The sequence below is a fragment of the Hahella sp. CR1 genome (assembly GCF_029813005.1).
Taxonomy (GTDB): domain Bacteria; phylum Pseudomonadota; class Gammaproteobacteria; order Pseudomonadales; family Oleiphilaceae; genus Hahella.
On sequence record NZ_JAPELK010000004.1, the window covers coordinates 38,453 to 55,384 of the forward strand.

Annotated in this window: 20 protein-coding genes; 12 read left to right on the forward strand and 8 right to left on the reverse strand. The window is 52.7% G+C overall.

Translation table 11 applies throughout. The annotated features are described in order from the left end of the window. Positions 1 to 121: 121 nt before the first annotated feature. Genes lptB through ONV78_RS10770 form a run of 5 tightly spaced genes read right to left on the reverse strand, consistent with a single transcriptional unit; the run spans position 122 to position 3,448 of the window. Positions 122 to 847: an LPS export ABC transporter ATP-binding protein gene (gene lptB / locus ONV78_RS10750; protein WP_127968985.1), complete on the reverse strand. Its 726-nt coding sequence runs from the start codon at positions 845 to 847 to the stop codon at positions 122 to 124. Then, a complete protein-coding gene (gene lptA / locus ONV78_RS10755; protein ID WP_279503138.1) occupies positions 844 to 1,368 on the reverse strand; it encodes a lipopolysaccharide transport periplasmic protein LptA in 525 nt (174 codons plus the stop codon). The genes lptB and lptA overlap by 4 nt, the downstream gene beginning before the upstream one ends. Continuing rightward, positions 1,352 to 1,930: an LPS export ABC transporter periplasmic protein LptC gene (gene lptC, locus ONV78_RS10760; RefSeq protein WP_216735056.1), complete on the reverse strand. Its 579-nt coding sequence runs from the start codon at positions 1,928 to 1,930 to the stop codon at positions 1,352 to 1,354. The genes lptA and lptC overlap by 17 nt, the downstream gene beginning before the upstream one ends. Positions 1,931 to 1,934: 4 nt before the next feature. Beyond that, complete coding sequence (locus ONV78_RS10765) at positions 1,935 to 2,471, reverse strand: HAD-IIIA family hydrolase (protein WP_279503139.1); 537 nt, start codon at positions 2,469 to 2,471, stop codon at positions 1,935 to 1,937. After that, the gene (locus tag ONV78_RS10770; RefSeq protein WP_279503140.1) at positions 2,471 to 3,448 is read right to left on the reverse strand and encodes a KpsF/GutQ family sugar-phosphate isomerase; all 978 of its coding nucleotides are present in this window, start codon (positions 3,446 to 3,448) and stop codon (positions 2,471 to 2,473) included. The genes ONV78_RS10765 and ONV78_RS10770 overlap by 1 nt, the downstream gene beginning before the upstream one ends. Positions 3,449 to 3,758: 310 nt before the next feature. Between ONV78_RS10770 and ONV78_RS10775 the strand changes: the two genes are divergently transcribed. From ONV78_RS10775 to hisC, 10 genes are all read left to right on the forward strand, one after another. Further along, complete coding sequence (locus ONV78_RS10775) at positions 3,759 to 4,598, forward strand: ATP-binding cassette domain-containing protein (RefSeq protein ID WP_216735054.1); 840 nt, start codon at positions 3,759 to 3,761, stop codon at positions 4,596 to 4,598. Then, positions 4,570 to 5,349: a lipid asymmetry maintenance ABC transporter permease subunit MlaE gene (mlaE, locus tag ONV78_RS10780; protein ID WP_216735053.1), complete on the forward strand. Its 780-nt coding sequence runs from the start codon at positions 4,570 to 4,572 to the stop codon at positions 5,347 to 5,349. The genes ONV78_RS10775 and mlaE overlap by 29 nt, the downstream gene beginning before the upstream one ends. Position 5,350: 1 nt before the next feature. Further along, positions 5,351 to 5,800: an outer membrane lipid asymmetry maintenance protein MlaD gene (gene mlaD, locus ONV78_RS10785; RefSeq protein ID WP_216735052.1), complete on the forward strand. Its 450-nt coding sequence runs from the start codon at positions 5,351 to 5,353 to the stop codon at positions 5,798 to 5,800. Positions 5,801 to 5,881: 81 nt separating this feature from the next. After that, the gene (locus tag ONV78_RS10790; protein WP_279503141.1) at positions 5,882 to 6,535 is read left to right on the forward strand and encodes an ABC transporter substrate-binding protein; all 654 of its coding nucleotides are present in this window, start codon (positions 5,882 to 5,884) and stop codon (positions 6,533 to 6,535) included. After that, on the forward strand, positions 6,535 to 6,867 hold the full coding sequence (locus ONV78_RS10795; protein WP_216735050.1) for an STAS domain-containing protein: 333 nt from the start codon (positions 6,535 to 6,537) through the stop codon (positions 6,865 to 6,867). Before ONV78_RS10790 ends, ONV78_RS10795 begins: the two co-directional genes overlap by 1 nt. Positions 6,868 to 7,002: 135 nt before the next feature. Further along, positions 7,003 to 7,245: a BolA family protein gene (locus ONV78_RS10800; protein ID WP_127968995.1), complete on the forward strand. Its 243-nt coding sequence runs from the start codon at positions 7,003 to 7,005 to the stop codon at positions 7,243 to 7,245. A 26-nt stretch (positions 7,246 to 7,271) separates the two neighbouring features. After that, the gene (gene murA / locus ONV78_RS10805) at positions 7,272 to 8,534 is read left to right on the forward strand and encodes a UDP-N-acetylglucosamine 1-carboxyvinyltransferase (RefSeq protein WP_216735049.1); all 1,263 of its coding nucleotides are present in this window, start codon (positions 7,272 to 7,274) and stop codon (positions 8,532 to 8,534) included. Positions 8,535 to 8,563: 29 nt separating this feature from the next. Beyond that, on the forward strand, positions 8,564 to 9,199 hold the full coding sequence (hisG, locus tag ONV78_RS10810; protein ID WP_279503142.1) for an ATP phosphoribosyltransferase: 636 nt from the start codon (positions 8,564 to 8,566) through the stop codon (positions 9,197 to 9,199). A gap of 76 nt (positions 9,200 to 9,275) precedes the next feature. Beyond that, the gene (gene hisD, locus ONV78_RS10815) at positions 9,276 to 10,571 is read left to right on the forward strand and encodes a histidinol dehydrogenase (protein WP_279503143.1); all 1,296 of its coding nucleotides are present in this window, start codon (positions 9,276 to 9,278) and stop codon (positions 10,569 to 10,571) included. A 4-nt stretch (positions 10,572 to 10,575) separates the two neighbouring features. Then, positions 10,576 to 11,667, forward strand: a complete 1,092-nt coding sequence (gene hisC / locus ONV78_RS10820; protein ID WP_279503144.1) for a histidinol-phosphate transaminase — start codon at positions 10,576 to 10,578, stop codon at positions 11,665 to 11,667. Between the two features lie 7 nt (positions 11,668 to 11,674). On the opposite strand, the gene ONV78_RS10825 is transcribed toward hisC, so the two are convergent. Further along, positions 11,675 to 12,763, reverse strand: a complete 1,089-nt coding sequence (locus ONV78_RS10825) for a trypsin-like peptidase domain-containing protein (RefSeq protein ID WP_279503145.1) — start codon at positions 12,761 to 12,763, stop codon at positions 11,675 to 11,677. Positions 12,764 to 12,829: 66 nt separating this feature from the next. On the opposite strand from ONV78_RS10825, the gene ONV78_RS10830 reads away from it, so the two are divergent. Further along, the gene (locus ONV78_RS10830) at positions 12,830 to 13,591 is read left to right on the forward strand and encodes a Nif3-like dinuclear metal center hexameric protein (RefSeq protein WP_279503146.1); all 762 of its coding nucleotides are present in this window, start codon (positions 12,830 to 12,832) and stop codon (positions 13,589 to 13,591) included. 25 nt (positions 13,592 to 13,616) lie between these two features. Here ONV78_RS10830 and ONV78_RS10835 read toward each other — a convergent pair whose 3' ends face one another. After that, the gene (locus ONV78_RS10835) at positions 13,617 to 14,102 is read right to left on the reverse strand and encodes a YhcB family protein (RefSeq protein ID WP_216735043.1); all 486 of its coding nucleotides are present in this window, start codon (positions 14,100 to 14,102) and stop codon (positions 13,617 to 13,619) included. 265 nt (positions 14,103 to 14,367) lie between these two features. On the opposite strand from ONV78_RS10835, the gene zapE reads away from it, so the two are divergent. Next, on the forward strand, positions 14,368 to 15,480 hold the full coding sequence (gene zapE, locus ONV78_RS10840; RefSeq protein ID WP_279503147.1) for a cell division protein ZapE: 1,113 nt from the start codon (positions 14,368 to 14,370) through the stop codon (positions 15,478 to 15,480). 64 nt (positions 15,481 to 15,544) lie between these two features. Here zapE and ONV78_RS10845 read toward each other — a convergent pair whose 3' ends face one another. Further along, a complete protein-coding gene (locus tag ONV78_RS10845; RefSeq protein WP_279503148.1) occupies positions 15,545 to 16,726 on the reverse strand; it encodes a thiolase family protein in 1,182 nt (393 codons plus the stop codon). Positions 16,727 to 16,932 lie beyond the last annotated feature (206 nt).

The window sequence follows — 16,932 nt, forward strand, 5'->3', positions numbered from 1 at the left end:
ACCATCTGATGCTTACCACCGATTCAGGCACAGATCTTGTGAGTTTTTCATAGTTATTAGGTGCTTTAATCCTAAGCTCTTGAGCCTTGAGGTCCATCTGAGATGGAAGCCGCCGGTTAAACTAAAGTTTGAACTGGTCACCCAGATAGACCTCTCTAACCTTTGGGTTGGCAAGGATATCACTTGGGGCGCCGCTTGCGATAATAAATCCTTCACTGACAATATAGGCGCGTTCACAAATATCCAAGGTCTCGCGCACATTATGGTCTGTAATTAAAACGCCGATGCCGCGCTTTTTGAGATGCTCGATAATCTGCTTGATATCATTGACGGAAATAGGATCCACCCCGGCGAAAGGCTCATCCAATAAGACAAACTTTGGCTCCGTAGCCAGCGCGCGAGCGATTTCCACGCGTCGACGCTCGCCCCCCGAGAGACTCATGCCAAGGCTTTTACGAATATGGGTGATGTGAAATTCCTGCAGCAGCTCTTCCATCTTAAGCTTACGCTCCTTGCGGCTCAGATCCGCTCTGGTCTCAAGGATGGCGTAGATGTTGTCCTCTACGGACAGCTTTCTGAAGACCGAAGCTTCCTGCGGCAGATAGCCAATGCCCTTGCGCGCTCTCCCGTGCATAGGCAGGCCGGTGATTTCCGTTTCGTCAATAAATACGCTGCCTTTGTCGCTGGGGATGAGTCCTACCACCATGTAGAAGCAGGTAGTCTTCCCAGCGCCGTTAGGGCCGAGGAGGCCCACGATTTCGCCGCTGCGAATTTCAACGGACACATCTTTTACTACGGGCCGTTTCTTGTAGGCCTTGGCCAGATTTCTGGCGGTGAGAGTGCTCATTGTTTATTAGATTTGGGCGGATGATAGATAATTTCAACCTGCTCGGTTTGATTGCCCGATGAGGCTCCCTTTGCCGTGACTAAACGCTTGTCTGTGAAATAAATAATTTCTTCGCCTTCCACTGAGCTGTTGTCCTGAAGAATGCGTGCATGGTTACGCATAACGACTTTACTCTGGCTACGGTCATAGTCCATGTTTTCTGCGTAAGCGTGAGTTTCAGTTTGTTTTTCTTGGTCAAACTGCACTAAGTGAGCGGGTTTGCCGGTCGCCTGGAAGCGGCTGATGCCATTGTCGTCGGTGTATAAAATGACTTTGTCCGCCTCGATGCTGGATTTGCCCTGGATAATAACGACATTGCCGATATAGGTGTCGATGCCTTTCTGGCCATCTCTCTCCCAGCGTCCCGCTTTGATGCGCACCGGTTCGTCACTGCCGTTAAGAAGGTCCAATGCATGGCTAAGCGGGGCGAAAATAAGGCCCAATAACAGCGCCGCGGTGAATAGTTTACTTGGGTTGTGCATAAACGCCGGTTACCTGAGAAAGTAATACAATAAGCTTTTTATCAATGTCCGCCTCCATTCCGACAGCGGTTAACTGATTGATATTTGAAGTTATCTTAACGGGTTGATCGGTGCTGATAAAGCGTGACTTGTTGTTGTAGTCGAGCGCTTGCGTTTGCATAAGAATCGGCGCTCCGTCGTTGGAGGCTCCATTTACTTCCACGTCTCCACGCAGTTTCAGGGTGTCCTGCTTGATCAGCAGTTCGCCTTCCAGAGACTCCACATGCCAGCTTTTCTCCCCTTGCTGGAAGATCTCCAGATTGGGGCGCGTCAGTACGCCGGTGTCTGTATCGGGATAGTGCTTCGCCAGTTGGCTTTGCAGGCGGCTGGTGAGTGCGCCCTCTTTGTTGTAGGTGGTGTAAACCGCGTTGATGACAAATGCGTCAGGTTCGTCTTTCAGGAGCGGTTCTTCCTCAAAGAAGGGGACGCTTGCTTCGTCCTGATAAGCGACCAGATAAATAACCAGAAACGCCGCCAAAGCCGCGTAGAGCCATTTGCTGTATTGTCTGAACAGTTCTGTCATGAAGTTACAGGTAGGCTTCCAAGGAGGTGTGGAGCAGGCCTTTCGCCGCCAGAATCATATCGCACACCTCTCTGACCGCGCCTTTGCCGCCCTGGGCTGAGGTGCAGTAGGTGGCGTGCTGGCGAACAAACCAGTGACTGTTAGGCACAGTAACGCCAAATCCGCAACTGCGAATGGCCGCCAGATCAGGAAGGTCGTCGCCGACATAGGCGCATTCATTCAGTTCTAAGCCAAGCTTTTCTCGAATCTCATTGAGCCCGACAAGTTTGTCTTCGCGGCCTTGCAGTAACTCTAAAATGCCCAGGTCTCCAGCTCTCTTTGCGACCATGGCGGACTTGCGGCCGGTGATAATGGCGACGGTTACTCCAGCTTTTTGCAACAGCTTGACGCCGAGTCCGTCAAGTATAGAGAAGGGTTTGAACTGCTCGCCAGATTCGCCAAAGTATAGGGTCCCATCCGTCAGAACGCCGTCTACATCCAGCGCTAAGAGTTTAATCTGTTGTAAGGCTTGGGTCTGTTGTTCGGTCAAAGACGGCGACATTAAATAACTCCTGCGCGTAGCATGTCTTGTGTATTGAAGGCCCCAATCACTTTATTGTCAGCATTAACGACAGGCAGGGCGTTGATCTTTTTCTCCTGCATCAAGCCCAGGGCTTCTGCGGCAAGCATGTCTTTGGTGACAGTCTTGCAGTTTGCCGTCATAACCGTATCAATGGCGCAGCTCCGAATATCGATGTTTTTATCTAGTGTGCGGCGCAAATCGCCGTCAGTAAACACGCCGAGGAGCTTGTCGTCTGCGTCGACGATACAAGTCATGCCCAGGCCTTTCTGCGACATTTGCAGGAGCGACTCACTCAAAGATGCTCCACTTTTAACGACCGGGACGGCGTCGCCAGAATGCATGATGTCGGAAATTTTCAGCAATAGCCTGCGGCCCAAAGCGCCGCCAGGGTGAGAGAATGCAAAGTCCTCTGCTGTAAAGCCGCGTGCTTCTAACAGCGCTATCGCCAAAGCGTCACCCAGCACCAGGCAAACTGTGGTGCTGGAGGTAGGAGCGAGTCCAAGAGGGCAGGCCTCTGTGGCAACGCTGGCGTCGATATTCGCCTCTGCGATTTCAGAAAGAGTAGAGTCCGGTTTGCCGGTCATGCTGATTAATGGAACTCCCATTCTTTTCAAAAGGGGGAGTATGGTGACAATTTCTGCCGTGTTGCCTGAGTTGGATATCGCCAATACAACGTCATCGGGGGTGACCATGCCGAGGTCGCCGTGGCTGGCTTCACCGGGGTGTAGAAAAAACGACGGCGTACCTGTGGACGCGAGGGTGGCGGCAATTTTGTTACCTATATGGCCTGACTTACCCATCCCGGTAACCACCACGCGTCCTTTACAGTTCAGCATCAGGTCGCAAGCCTTAACAAACGCATCGTCAATCCGGCTGCTTAGCGCCTGGACTGCCTGAATCTCCATTTCTATAGTGCGTCTTGCGGCCTTTATGTATTCGTGGTCGTGATGGCTCATTAATCTGGCGTTCCTAATGGCGTTGACAGTGGCGGATATTTTGTCGCGGTAATGCTTCTGCGCCGCCTTGCTTAAACAATATTGCGAAAAAATGGCGTTCGGCGAGGCCTGCGTATTATACGACGCTCGGGGACTGCTGCAACTTGCCGGGAAAGATGTGGGCAGTTAAAACATCTTCTGATATATTCCGCAGCTGTTTAGGCTATTTTTGGCAGAAACGCTAAAGCCGCCGTAAGGTTATGTTTTTAGGATACTTAATGCTTCCAGGAAGGGGGCGTTTACGCGGGCTGGGCGATTAAGGTGATTTTAGATGACGCAAAACCCCTCCAATTACGTGGAAGTCAGGGGGCTTACCTTCGCCAGAGGCGACAGGCTTATCTACGATAACGTAGACATCGATATACCCAAAGGCAAGGTCACCACCATCATGGGGCCCAGCGGTACGGGCAAGACTACTCTACTTAAATTGATCGGCGGCCAATTGAAGCCTGACAAAGGCGACATTTGGGTGAATGGCTTTAATGTGCCAAAGCTGAAGCGCAAAGAGTTATATGAATTGCGCGAGCGTATGGGAATGTTGTTTCAGTCTGGCGCGCTCTTTTCGGACATCAATGTCTTTGAAAATGTCGCATTTCCTTTACGGATTCACACTCAGCTACCGGAAGCAATGATTCGTGACCTGGTGTTGATGAAGCTGCACGCAGTGGGGCTGCGCGGCGCGCGTGATTTGATGCCAAGCGAGTTGTCTGGCGGTATGGCTCGTCGCGTGGCTTTGGCGCGGGCTATCTCTATGGACCCTGAAATGGTGATGTACGATGAGCCTTTCACCGGCCAGGACCCTATTGCTATGGGGGTGATTGTCCAGCTGATTCGCTTGCTCAATGATGCGTTGGGGTTGACCAGTGTGGTTGTGTCCCACGATATTCAGGAGTCATTGAGCATTACGGACCACCTTTGCATTGTCGCAGACGGTAAGGTGATGGGGCAGGGTAGCCCACAAGAATTGCGCTCCAGCGGGAATGCTTTCGTCAAGCAGTTCCTCAATGGTTTGCCGGATGGGCCTGTGCCTTTCCATTTTCCCGCGACAGACTATGCGGAGGACTTGTTACGAGGAGACCAGGATGCTGGATTTTCTACAAAGGCTTGGTAGAAACGCCCTGCTTTCGCTCGGCTCGCTAGGTCGGGCGGGAATATTCTTGGTGGGGTCGTTACTGGGCGCTCCACGGATGAAAGGCTTGCCGCTACTGCTCAAGCAACTTTATTCAGTCGGCGTTCTCTCGCTGGTGATTATTGTCGTTAGCGGGCTGTTCATTGGCATGGTGCTTGGCCTTCAGGGCTACAATATTTTGGTGGACTATGGTTCAGAGCAGGCTATTGGCCAGATGATCGCCCTGACGCTGGTGCGTGAGCTCGGGCCGGTAGTGACCGCGTTATTATTTGCAGGACGCGCCGGCTCTGCGCTGACTGCTGAAATTGGGTTAATGAAGGCGACTGAGCAATTATCCAGCCTGGAAATGATGGGGGTCGACCCATTGCGGCAGATTATTGCGCCGCGACTGCTTGCCGGGTTTATCGCGATGCCGATGTTGGCCATGATATTTAGCGTGGTGGGCGTCTGGGGCGGTAAAATGGTGGGAGTAGAGTGGCTGGGCGTCTATGAAGGCTCGTTCTGGAGCAACATGCAGGCGTCTGTGGACTTCTCCGACGACATTCTCAACGGGATTATCAAGAGCATCGTGTTCGGCGTCGTGTGTACCTGGATCGCCGTTTTTCAGGGGTATGATTCGGTCCCTACTTCTGAAGGCATCAGCTCTGCGACGACCAAGACCGTCGTGTATTCATCGTTAGCTGTGCTTGGATTGGATTTTATTTTGACCGCCGTAATGTTTGGAGACTTTTAATATGCGGATTCGTACGCTGGAGATATCTGTAGGGGCGTTCATCGTCGCCGGCATTGGGGCGTTGTTCCTATTGGCGCTGGAAGTGAGTGGGCTGTCACTGAGTCCGACGCAGGATACCTACAAATTGTATGCGGAATTTACTGATGTGGGCGGGCTGAGAGTGCGGGGTAAAGTGTCCTTGTCCGGCGTCACGATTGGGCGCGTCAACAGTATTTCGCTGGATCCCAAGTCGTCTAAGGCTGTTGTGGAAATGGATATTGATGCGGATGTGAACTATCTAAGTTCGGATAGTGTCGCAGTTATTAGTACTGCAGGCCTTTTGGGAGAGAAGTATATCAATGTCTCCATTGGTGGAGATGAGGAAGCCCTAAAGGAAGGGGACTTCTTTTATAGTACGCAGGGGGCGCTTAATTTAGAGAAGCTGATAAGTGACTTTGCAACCAGTAAGTAAGTCGCTGTATCTCTGAATTCAAAATGAAGTTGTGAATTTTAGTTAGTACTAGTCAGGCAAAGAAATAGTTGGGCAATTAACATGATGTTAACAGTGAAGAATATTGGGCGCATGTTTGCAGCCATGGCGATGATGGCGTTTGCAGTTGTGGCGCAGGCCAACGCGCAGCAGGAAGTGATGGGTGTGGTGCAGGACAGCACCAAAATGCTGGTTACCAAATTGCAGTCAGAAAAGCAGACTTATTACGAGAACCCGCAAAAGTTTTATGGGGTGATGGAGGGCGCGCTTCAAAATTTGGTTGATTTTGAGCGGATTGCCGCGCGGGTCATGGGGCGTTATCGCAGAGAAGCCAGTGATGAGCTGAAAGAAAAGTTTGTCGGAGTATTCAAAAAGAGTCTGTTTGATGCTTATGGCAAAGCGCTGGTGGAGAGTGGCGAGTTTAAAGTCAACGTATTGGCTGCGACCATCAATCCAAGAGATGAAGGGCGCGCAAGCGTGGATTTGGAAGTGATCTCCGCGTCTGGCAACAAGTACCCGGTTATCTATTCAATGTATAAGAACCGCGACAGTAAATGGTTGCTGGAGAACGTCATCGTTAACGGCGTGAATATAGGTCTAGCATTCAAAGACCGCTTTGAGCAGCAGGTTAACGTGCACAATGGCGATATCACCAAGGTCGTAGATAGCTGGTCCAGCCGGATTGAAGAAGGCGAACTGACTGGCGAGGCGAAATAATGTCGGCGAGATTGACCTGCGCCAAGGATGCGCAGTCCAGAGAAATGGCGCTCAGTATTGCGGGGACGGTTGATCTCTCTAATGTGGCTGACTTGCTGGCCGAAGGCGAAAAGGCGGTGCAATCCGCCGACGCGGCTTCGCCGCTGCGTATCGATGTCTCTCTCGTCGAAAATGCGCAAAGCGTCTTGATATCATTGTTGTTGCGCCTGGTTGCAGCGGCGGAGGCCAAAGGCTTGAATGTCAGTGTCTCAGGCCTGTCCGGCAAGATGTTTGATATTGCGCGGGTTAGCGGAGTGGAGACTGTTTTGCCATTGGCGGATGAGTCAGTCTAGCTAAATAAATATCCTTCCAAAAAACAATTTGCGGCAGTCGCTGCAAATTGTTTCCAATCCATAACTTGGGCCTGGCCCCTGCTTGGGGTAAAATGTCTCGTTTAGTTCAGCCAACGAATAACGAGGAGTGGGCGCATGCAACCCGAAGCATTGCAAGAAATTTTGCAAGAAAAGCTGTCCGACTGTGAAGTCCGTGTAGAAGGTGATGGCTATCATTATCAGGTTGTTGCCGTCGGTGAGCGTTTCGCCGGCCTTTCTCCCGTCAAAAAACAGCAAGCGGTGTACAGCTGCATCCATGATCTGATCGCTGACGGCACCGTACACGCTGTTTCAATCAAAACATACACTCCCGACGAGTGGGCCGCCGCGAATAAATAATTCGTTTTCCAACCCAGGTAAGTTTAATGGACAAATTATTGATCGGCGGTAGCAAGCCGCTTAATGGAGATATTCGTATCTCCGGCGCGAAGAACTCCGCATTACCAATCCTTGCTGCGACATTGTTGGCGGACGAGCCCGTCACCATAGGCAACCTGCCGCACCTTAATGACATCACCACCATGATCGAGCTGCTGGGCCGCATGGGCGTTGAGTTGATGATCGACGAAAAAATGTGTGTGGAAGTACACGCCAATACCATCAAGCATCTGACTGCGCCTTATGAGCTGGTAAAGACCATGCGGGCTTCCATTCTGGTGCTGGGGCCAATGCTGGCTCACTTTGGCGAAGCGGAAGTTTCCTTGCCGGGCGGTTGCGCGATCGGCAGCAGACCCGTTGATCTGCACATTCGCGGTTTGGAAGCCATGGGCGCTGATATTCTGGTCGAAGGCGGCTATATCAAAGCGAAAACCAATGGTCGTCTGAAAGGCGCGCATATCTATATGGATACCGTGACGGTGACTGGCACGGAGAACCTTCTGATGGCGGCGACGCTGGCGGACGGTAAAACGGTAATTGAGAACGCCGCACGTGAGCCCGAGGTCATTGATCTTGCCGAGTGTCTGATTGCAATGGGCGCCGATATCCGCGGCCATGGCTCTTCAACCATTGAAATTAACGGTGTGCCGCGTCTGCATGGTTGCCGCTACAACGTATTGCCGGATCGAGTGGAGACAGGAACCTATCTGGTGGCCGCCGCAGCGACTCGTGGTCGGGTTAGAGTGAAAGACACGCGTGAAGACATTTTGGAAGCGGTCTTGTTGAAGCTGGATGAAGCCGGCGCGCACATCAGCACAGGCCCAGACTGGATCGAGCTGGATATGAAAGGAGCCCGGCCGAAAGCGGTAAGCTTGCGCACTGCTCCTTATCCCGCTTTCCCAACGGATATGCAGGCGCAGTTCGTCGCTATGAACACAGTGGCGGAAGGTACTGGCGCTATTGTTGAAACCGTATTTGAAAACCGCTTCATGCACGTGCAGGAGCTGCGCCGCATGGGCGCGAAGATCAAGCTGGAAGGCAATACCGCCATCGTGGAGGGCGTGGAGTCTTTGACCGGCGCTCCGGTGATGGCGACGGACTTGCGCGCTTCCGCCAGCTTGGTTATCGCCGGATTGGTGGCGGAAGGGGATACCCTTGTAGACCGCATTTATCATATCGACCGTGGTTATGAGTGTATTGAAGAAAAAATGCAGTTGTTAGGCGCGAAGATTCGTCGGCTGCCGGGCTGAAGCAATTCACCAATATCCGGAATCCTGTAATGAGTGCGATCATCACCATCGCCCTGTCCAAGGGGCGTATCCTGGACGACACATTGCCGCTGTTGGCGGCGGCCGGTATTGAACCGGAAGACGATATAAAGAAAAGCCGCAAACTGATCTTCACCACCAACCAGCCCAATGTGCGGCTGGTTGTGTTGCGCGCCACAGACGTCCCAACCTACGTGCAGCATGGTGTGGCGGATTTGGGAGTGGCGGGTAAGGATGTGCTGATGGAGCACGGCTATGATGGCCTCTATGAGCCGTTAGACCTCAAAATCGCCACCTGTCGTTTGATGACGGCGGCGATGAAAGGCGCAACGCCTAAATCGGGACGTATCAAAGTGGCGACCAAGTTCGTCAACATCGCCAAGCGCTATTACGCGGGAAAAGGTATCCAGGCCGACATCATCAAGTTGTATGGCGGTATGGAACTGGCGCCGCTGATGGGGCTGGCGGATGAAATTGTAGATATTGTCGATACAGGCAATACCCTCGTGGCCAACGGGTTGGAGCCGCGCGAGAAGATATGCGACATCAGCTCCAGGCTGATTGCCAACAGCGCCTCAATGAAAATGAAACACGCCAGTTTGCAGCCAATACTCGACAAACTGGCGCAGGCGGTGGGCGCTGAGTGATTTGATGAGCCTCTGCTTGGGCAGAGGTCGGCGTGGGCGAACACTAATGAAGTAGCGGATGAGGCGAACTGAAGATATGCGTGAATTAGATAGCAGTCAGGCGGATTTTAAGTCGCAGCTGGAAGCTTTGCTGGCTTTTCAGGAAGATGATAGCGCGGAAGTGAATCGCGTTGTGGAGAGCGTGCTGAAAGATGTGCGCGTTCGTGGTGATGAAGCGGTGCTGGAATATACAAATCGCTTTGATCATATGAGCGCAACCTCAATGAGTGCTCTGGAGATCCCGCATCATCGCCTGCAACAGGCGCTCGCCTCTATTAGTCCCGAGTTGAAAAGCGCGCTGGAAAGCGCCGCCGAGCGCATTCGTCGTTATCATGAAAAGCAGGCTCAGCCTTCCTGGACCTATCAAGAGGAGGATGGGACCGTCCTGGGGCAGCAGGTGGTTCCCTTGGATCGCGTCGGCATCTATGTTCCAGGCGGCAAGGCCGCTTATCCCTCTTCCGTGCTTATGAACGCGATTCCCGCGAAAGTAGCGGGAGTCGGCTCTATTATCATGACCGTGCCGACTCCGCGTGGCGAAGTGAACGAATTAGTGCTTGCTGCAGCGGCGGTGGCGGGAGTCGATCGAGTGTTTACCGTTGGCGGCGCGCAAGCTGTTGCGGCTTTAGCTTACGGCACAGAAACCGTTCCCAAGGTCGATAAAATTGTCGGTCCAGGCAATATTTACGTGGCGATGGCGAAGCGCATGGTGTTCGGGACCGTTGGCATCGACATGATCGCCGGTCCTTCGGAAATCTGCGTGGTCTGCGATGGCGGTACGGACCCAGACTGGATCGCTATGGATCTGTTCTCTCAGGCGGAGCACGATCAGGATGCGCAGGCGATTCTTATTTCTCCTGACGCGGACTGCCTGTCTGCGGTGAAGGCCTCAATCGAGAAGCTGCTGCCGGGTATGGAGCGTAAGGATATTATTTCTGTGTCTTTAAAAGAGCGGGGGGCTTTTATTAAAGTCGCTGATCTTAAAGATGCTGTTGAGGTGGTTAACCTTATCGCGCCTGAGCACTTGGAGCTTTCGGTTGCTGATCCTGATGCGTTGTTGCCTGATATCAGGCATGCCGGCGCCATATTTATGGGGCGTTATACGGCGGAAGCTTTGGGTGACTATTGCGCGGGGCCGAACCATGTATTGCCGACGTCGGGCACTGCGCGCTTCTCAAGCCCTTTGGGCGTTTATGATTTCCAAAAACGTTCTTCTCTGATCAATTTTTCCAGTCGCGGTGCCTCTGACGCCGGGCGCATTGCGTCGGTGCTCGCGCGTGGGGAAGGGCTGACCGCCCATGCCCGATCCGCAGAGTATCGCATAGTCGAGGAATAGGCTTATGTCCGTTAAAGACAGAATTACCCAGTGGGTGCGCCCTGAAGTTCAGGCGCTTTCCGCCTATCACGTTGCAGATGCCGCAGGCCTGATGAAACTGGATGCAATGGAAAATCCTTTCGACTTTCCCGCTGCATTAAAAGCCGAATTAGGGGCGGATTTGCGCGATGCAGCCATTAATCGCTATCCAGACCCTGACGCTGGCGCCATTAGAGCGGCGTTAAGGGAGCTCTATAGCCTGCCTGATGCTGTGGATATGCTGTTCGGCAATGGTTCGGATGAGATCATCCAGATTCTCGCTATGGCGGTCGCTGGGCCGGGACGGACAATTCTCTCCGTTGAGCCCAGCTTCGTCATGTATAAGATGATTGCGACATTCATCGGCGCGGAGTATGTGGGCGTTCCGCTGAATGACGAATTCCAGATAGACGCTCAGGCGACGCTGGACGCAATCAAACGTCATCAACCCGCACTGGTTTTTATTGCTCAGCCTAACAATCCAACAGGCAACCTGTTTGATGATGAAACGCTGCGCCAGATTGTTGCCGCAAGCCCTGGACTGGTGGTGATTGATGAGGCGTACACGGCTTTTACCGACGCGGATTATATGAGCTGGGTCAGCGAATACGACAATGTTGTGGTGATGCGAACCTTCTCGAAGGTTGGATTGGCGGGACTGCGTTTCGGAATGCTCTTCGGCGCGCAGGAATGGATTGAGCAACTGAATAAAGTACGCCTTCCATACAATATCAACTGCCTGACGCAAAACGCGGTATTGACGGCTATCCGGCATTTCCCAGAGTTTGTGAAACAGACAGAAGCGCTGCGGGAGCAGCGTAGCTGGTTAAACGCTCAGCTTGGAGGGATGGCGGGTGTGACGGTCTATCCTAGTGAGGCGAACTTTATTTTGGTGCGTGTCGACTTGCCAGCCAAGTCCGTCTTCAGTGAAATGAAAAAACGCGGCGTTTTGATTAAGTTGTTAGATGGCGGACATCCCAAGCTGGCAGGGTGCTTACGTTTGACGGTTGGAAGCCACGAAGAAAATGAAGCAATGCTGAAGGCGCTGATAGAGGCTTTGGAGTCGGTAAGGGGATAACCTCAGGTTAATCCCCTTCATTGCCTGCGCGCTGTTGTAAGGTGGCGGTCAGATATACGGACTGGCCGCGCCTGAACACCGTCAACTTGATCTGATCTCCAGGCTTGTTGTGTGAAACAAAGTCCCTGGCTTGCTGTGACGTTCTCATAGACATGTCGTTGATCATTAAAAGCACATCGCCAGCCTCTAATCCTGCTTTACTACCTGGGCTATCTGGCTGGACGCCTGTTATCAATAATCCATTGGTGTCCGTGAGGCCAAAAAAGTCCGCTTCATGGCGCGCCAGCTCATGCATTTCCACTCCCAGATATCCGCGAATCACCCGTCCATACTGGATTAAATCCTGAGCTATCGCCATGGCCGACTGCGCGGGGATGGCGAAGCTAATGCCCTGGTAGCCACCTGTAGTTGAGAACACCGCGGTGACGATGCCGACCAACTCGCCTTTAGCGTTAATCAAAGCGCCGCCGGAATTCCCCGGGTTGATGGCGACATCTGTCTGAATGTAGTTCTCATAGGTGGCGAGCCCCAGGTTTGACCGCCCCAGTCCGCTTATGATGCCTTGCGTCACGGCCTGGCCGACGCCAAACGGGTTGCCAATCGCCAGCACGATATCTCCCACTCGGGGTTGAGACTGGCTGACCGGGATTGCCTGAAGTCCGTCCTGTTTGGGTTTCAGTACGGCGAGGTCGGCTTCACTGTCCAGGCCTACGATCTCAGCGGGGGTTTCCCGTCCATCGGACAGCATGATCCTGATCAGTTCCGTGGACTTAACCACATGGTAATTGGTTAGGATATGCCCTTGTTTATCGATGATGACGCCGGAGCCCAGTCTGCTTAGCGTGGGCTCCGGGGGCGTAATATTCTTGGAGTAGTTGGAGAGTAAGGGGTTGTTCCAAATAGCGTCGGACAGCGCGGGGTTGGGTTCTTCGCTGTAGATATTGACGACGGAAGGCAGCGTCTGCTCAACGGCGTCGGCGAATGAAGTTAATGCCGGCTGGGGTTGCGACGTTGGATGCTTCATAAAAAAGAGATAAGCGCCAGCGGCTAACAAACCAATTGCCACGGCGATTCCATAAGCTGCTAACTGTCTCATTTTTCTCGTTCTTTGGCGGCACTGGCGCGGAATGTTAACATAACTGCAACGATGGAGGAGTAGGCCATGACTGATATCTCGACAATAATGACACTGCTGAACAACTGGTTACAACCGGACCGGATCAGGGACTACTGCCCTAATGGTTTGCAGGTGGAAGGGCGCAAGAATGTCCGCAAGATACTGTGCGGCGTTACGGCCAGCGAGCAGTTGCTGGACGCTGCGATTGAGCAAGGCGCTGATGCGGTGCTGGTGCACCATGGGTATTTCTGGAAAGGCGAAAGCGCGGCGATTGTCGGTATGAAGCGCAGGCGCATCGCTAAACTGTTGCAACACGACATTAATCTGATCGCCTACCACCTTCCGCTGGATATTCACCCTGACTATGGCAATAACGCCGCGCTGGCTGCGCACTTGGGCTTTACCGTTGAGAGCAGGGTGAAAGCGGGGGATGTGGATGGGTTGTTGTGGCGGGGCGCATTGCCTCAGCCAATGACTGTCAGTGGCTTGTCCGAGTATCTTGCCAGCCGTTTACAGCGTGCGCCTTTGATTATTGGAGATGACCCAGACCAAGTGGTCAGCACCGTCGCCTGGTGTACTGGTGGGGCGCAAGGGTTTATCGATCAGGCGGTCAGCATGGGGGTGGATGTTTATTTAAGCGGCGAAATATCAGAGCAGACTGTGCACAGCGCCCGAGAGCAGAGAATTGTATATGTCGCTGCGGGGCATCATGCGACAGAGCGCTATGGGGTGCAGGCTCTTGGTAAAGCGCTTGCTGGTAGCGTAGATGTGGAAGTGAGTTTCTTCGATGGCGATAACCCGGTTTAACCGGATTATCGCGCATAAAGGCGGACTAATATTTCTCGCCTTCAGAAGCGGCTTCTGGCGAATTATGTGATCGGCTTTCGAACCCATAATCCTCCGATAGAGTGCCTTTTTCTTTAGGGTCCGCTTTGGGAGCGTAGTCCCGAGGCGGTTCAAAGACTGTATCTTCTTCAGCTTTGTTTTTGCCCTCTTTACGCTTCACGGATAGCGAAGGCGTGGCGGACGACACCAGCGACTTGAATTCGCTGTCGCTGCATAAGCGCTCGGCGCCGACAGCCAGATGATTGAATATATCGCGATAGTTGGCGTTAAGCTTGCCCAGCATCTCCGCCGTACGAGAGAAGTGCTCGGCGACTTCCGCTTGATAGCGGGTGTGTTGATCCTGCAGATGATCAATCTGGCGTTCCAAACGCCGGTTTTTAGCGGTTTCAGAATGCAGCAGCTTGTGCAGCAGAACGCCCAGGCCTAAACCGACCAGAAAAGTTACCGCCGCTATAACAATGGTAGATCCCATAATTCTTTCAACACTTAAATTTGCAAGGAATTGTGAACCGGAGGAGTGAGGTAGTATAACGACAAAAGCGCCTCGATTTCCATTGCTGGCGGGTAGCTTTTGGTCGCACTGGACCCTCGCAACGACGCGGCATGCGAAGGGGTCGGGAATATCCCTTACCTGTGTAGTCAATATGTTTAGAAAAAGGCAAAATAAGCGCGCAATTTCGGCCAACTATAATTAGTTGGCGACTTGAACATCATTTATCAGTGAGGCGAGTCAGGCAGTGACGACTCCTATTGAAAAGTATCGACAAGATCTCGAACGCCAGGATTTCTCCTATGATCCCGCTCAGGAAATGGCGGTTGAAAAGCTGCAGGTGTTGTTTGAACGCCTGACGGCGGCGGAAAGCAAGCGTCTTCAGGCTAGCCGTATTCAGCGCCTGGCGCGGAAAATCGGGCTGACAAAAGCGGATGCCACTCCCGAGAAGGGCTTGTACTTCTGGGGGGGCGTCGGGCGTGGCAAAACCTATCTGATGGACACTTTTTATGAGTGTCTGCCTTTTAAACGCAAAATGCGCGTGCACTTTCATCGCTTCATGCAGAGGGTGCATCAGGAGCTGAAGCAGCTTAAAGGGGAAAAGAATCCGCTGGAGATCGTCGCTGATAACTTCAGTCGCGACGCGCGGGTCATCTGCTTCGATGAGTTCTTTGTCACCGATATTGGCGACGCCATGATCCTCGCCACCTTGCTTGAAGCCTTGTTTGAGCGGGGCGTTTCATTGGTGTGCACTTCGAATATCGTGCCTGACGGCTTGTATAAAGACGGTTTACAGCGGCAACGATTCCTGCCCGCAATCGCTTTGTTGAATCAGCATACCGAAGTGGTGAATGTTGACGGCGGTATGGACTATCGCCTGCGAACGCTGCAACAGGCGGAGCTCTATCACTATCCTTTGGATGAAGACGCCCAGTTGAGTCTGGCGCAAAGTTACGAGCGTTTGGCCGTGGAAGCAGGGGCTCACCAAACCGATATTCTGATTAATGGTCGCAAGCTGAACGCGATACGTCGGGCGGATGACGTTATCTGGTTTGACTTTAAAGAGCTGTGCGATGGGCCCCGCAGTCAGAACGACTACATAGAGCTGGCGCGTGAGTTTCACGCGGTGCTGGTAAGCAACGTCCCTGTGCTTGAGGCCAATAAAGAAGATCAGGCGCGGAGATTTATTAACTTGGTAGACGAGTTTTATGATCGCCGCGTAAAAATGATTATCTCCGCCGCCGCCGGCATTAATGAGATATACCAGGGCGAGCGCCTCAGGTTTGAGTTTGAGAGAACAGAGAGTCGATTGCTGGAAATGCAGTCTCAGGAATACTTGGCGTCGCCGCACCGCCCCTGATATTCCTCAGTAATGACAAGGGGCCGAATTCGGCCCCTTGTCATATTTAATGGGCATTATCTGATTAGATAAGCTCAATGGCGACTGCAGTTGCTTCGCCTCCGCCAATACAGAGCGCTGCTACGCCGCGCTTCTTGCCTAGACGCTTCAGTGCATGCATGAGGGTAATAATAATTCGTGAGCCGGTTGAGCCAACGGGATGGCCCTGAGCGCAGGCGCCGCCGAACACATTGACTTTCTCTCCATCCAAGCCCAACTCCTGAATCGCCAGCATGGTCACCATGGCGAAAGCTTCGTTGATTTCAAACAGGTCGACTTCATCCTTTGACCAGCCCGCTTTCTGCAGAACCTTTTGAATGGCTCCGATAGGGGCAATGGTGAACTCTGAAGGAGCCTGGGAATGGGTGCTGTGAGCGACGATTTTGGCGAAAGGCTTCGCGCCGCGGCGGTCAGCTTCCTCACGACTCATCAATACCATGGCTGAAGCGCCGTCGGAGATAGAGCTGGAGTTGGCGGCAGTGATGGAGCCGTCTTTCTGAAATGCGGGTCTCAGTGTGGGAATCTTTTCAAGATTGGCTGAGCCTGGTTGCTCGTCATGTTCTACCAGGACGTCGCCCTTGCGCGACGATACTGTGACAGGAACAATTTCGTCCTTCAGCGCACCGCTTTCAATCGCTTCCTGGGCAAGTTTCAACGATCTGATGGCGAAATCATCCATCCGCTCGCGGGTGATGCCGAACTTACCGGCGACTTCCTCAGCGAATGAGCCCATCAGGCGTCCGGTTTTGGCGTCTTCCAGTCCATCAAGGAACATGTGGTCTTTTACTTCTCCATGGCCCATGCGATAGCCTGAACGGGCCTTTGGCAGCAGGTAAGGCGCGTTGCTCATGCTTTCCATACCGCCGGCAATCATGACTTCGTTGGTTCCGGCGACAATCAGGTCATGCGCGAGCATGGTGGCTTTCATGCCGGAGCCGCATAGCTTGTTGATAGTGGTGGCGCCTGTAGAGTTGGGAATGCCTGCGTCCAGCATGGCCTGTCTCGCGGGGCCTTGCTTCAGGCCTGCGGGAAGAACGCAGCCCATGATGACTTCCTGAATGTCGTCAGGTTGCAGGCTGGCGCGGGAAACCGCTTCTTTAATAGACGCAGCGGCCAGCTCCACAGCGGTCAATGAACTCAAGGAGCCCTGAAAACCGCCCATTGGGGTTCTGGCTCCCGACACAATTACAACCTCTCTCGCATTCATGTTTTTCTCCTATTGTTTTTGGTGTGTTTCTCTTGTTTTTTTTGTTGACGGCTTAGCCGTCTGACCTTGGATTCATCATGTCTCCCTTACGTTGCAAATGCAACGTAAGGGAGCGGGATAGTTTTTCGTTAGGGCTAAAGCATAAATAGATAGGGGAATGAGATAGATTTTGCGACTTGTTTATCAATTCTTATATGACATAAATA

Excerpts from the sequence above, each read along its gene's own strand:
- lptB (WP_127968985.1), bottom strand. The coding sequence starts at position 847 with ATGAGCACTCTCACCGCCAGAAATCTGGCCAAGGCCTACAAGAAACGG.
- lptA (WP_279503138.1), bottom strand. The coding sequence starts at position 1,368 with ATGCACAACCCAAGTAAACTATTCACCGCGGCGCTGTTATTGGGCCTT.
- lptC (WP_216735056.1), bottom strand. The coding sequence starts at position 1,930 with ATGACAGAACTGTTCAGACAATACAGCAAATGGCTCTACGCGGCTTTG.
- ONV78_RS10765 (WP_279503139.1), bottom strand. The coding sequence starts at position 2,471 with ATGTCGCCGTCTTTGACCGAACAACAGACCCAAGCCTTACAACAGATT.
- ONV78_RS10770 (WP_279503140.1), bottom strand. The coding sequence starts at position 3,448 with ATGAGCCATCACGACCACGAATACATAAAGGCCGCAAGACGCACTATA.
- ONV78_RS10775 (WP_216735054.1), top strand. The coding sequence starts at position 3,759 with ATGACGCAAAACCCCTCCAATTACGTGGAAGTCAGGGGGCTTACCTTC.
- mlaE (WP_216735053.1), top strand. The coding sequence starts at position 4,570 with ATGCTGGATTTTCTACAAAGGCTTGGTAGAAACGCCCTGCTTTCGCTC.
- mlaD (WP_216735052.1), top strand. The coding sequence starts at position 5,351 with ATGCGGATTCGTACGCTGGAGATATCTGTAGGGGCGTTCATCGTCGCC.
- ONV78_RS10790 (WP_279503141.1), top strand. The coding sequence starts at position 5,882 with ATGATGTTAACAGTGAAGAATATTGGGCGCATGTTTGCAGCCATGGCG.
- ONV78_RS10795 (WP_216735050.1), top strand. The coding sequence starts at position 6,535 with ATGTCGGCGAGATTGACCTGCGCCAAGGATGCGCAGTCCAGAGAAATG.
- ONV78_RS10800 (WP_127968995.1), top strand. The coding sequence starts at position 7,003 with ATGCAACCCGAAGCATTGCAAGAAATTTTGCAAGAAAAGCTGTCCGAC.
- murA (WP_216735049.1), top strand. The coding sequence starts at position 7,272 with ATGGACAAATTATTGATCGGCGGTAGCAAGCCGCTTAATGGAGATATT.
- hisG (WP_279503142.1), top strand. The coding sequence starts at position 8,564 with ATGAGTGCGATCATCACCATCGCCCTGTCCAAGGGGCGTATCCTGGAC.
- hisD (WP_279503143.1), top strand. The coding sequence starts at position 9,276 with ATGCGTGAATTAGATAGCAGTCAGGCGGATTTTAAGTCGCAGCTGGAA.
- hisC (WP_279503144.1), top strand. The coding sequence starts at position 10,576 with ATGTCCGTTAAAGACAGAATTACCCAGTGGGTGCGCCCTGAAGTTCAG.
- ONV78_RS10825 (WP_279503145.1), bottom strand. The coding sequence starts at position 12,763 with ATGAGACAGTTAGCAGCTTATGGAATCGCCGTGGCAATTGGTTTGTTA.
- ONV78_RS10830 (WP_279503146.1), top strand. The coding sequence starts at position 12,830 with ATGACTGATATCTCGACAATAATGACACTGCTGAACAACTGGTTACAA.
- ONV78_RS10835 (WP_216735043.1), bottom strand. The coding sequence starts at position 14,102 with ATGGGATCTACCATTGTTATAGCGGCGGTAACTTTTCTGGTCGGTTTA.
- ONV78_RS10845 (WP_279503148.1), bottom strand. The coding sequence starts at position 16,726 with ATGAATGCGAGAGAGGTTGTAATTGTGTCGGGAGCCAGAACCCCAATG.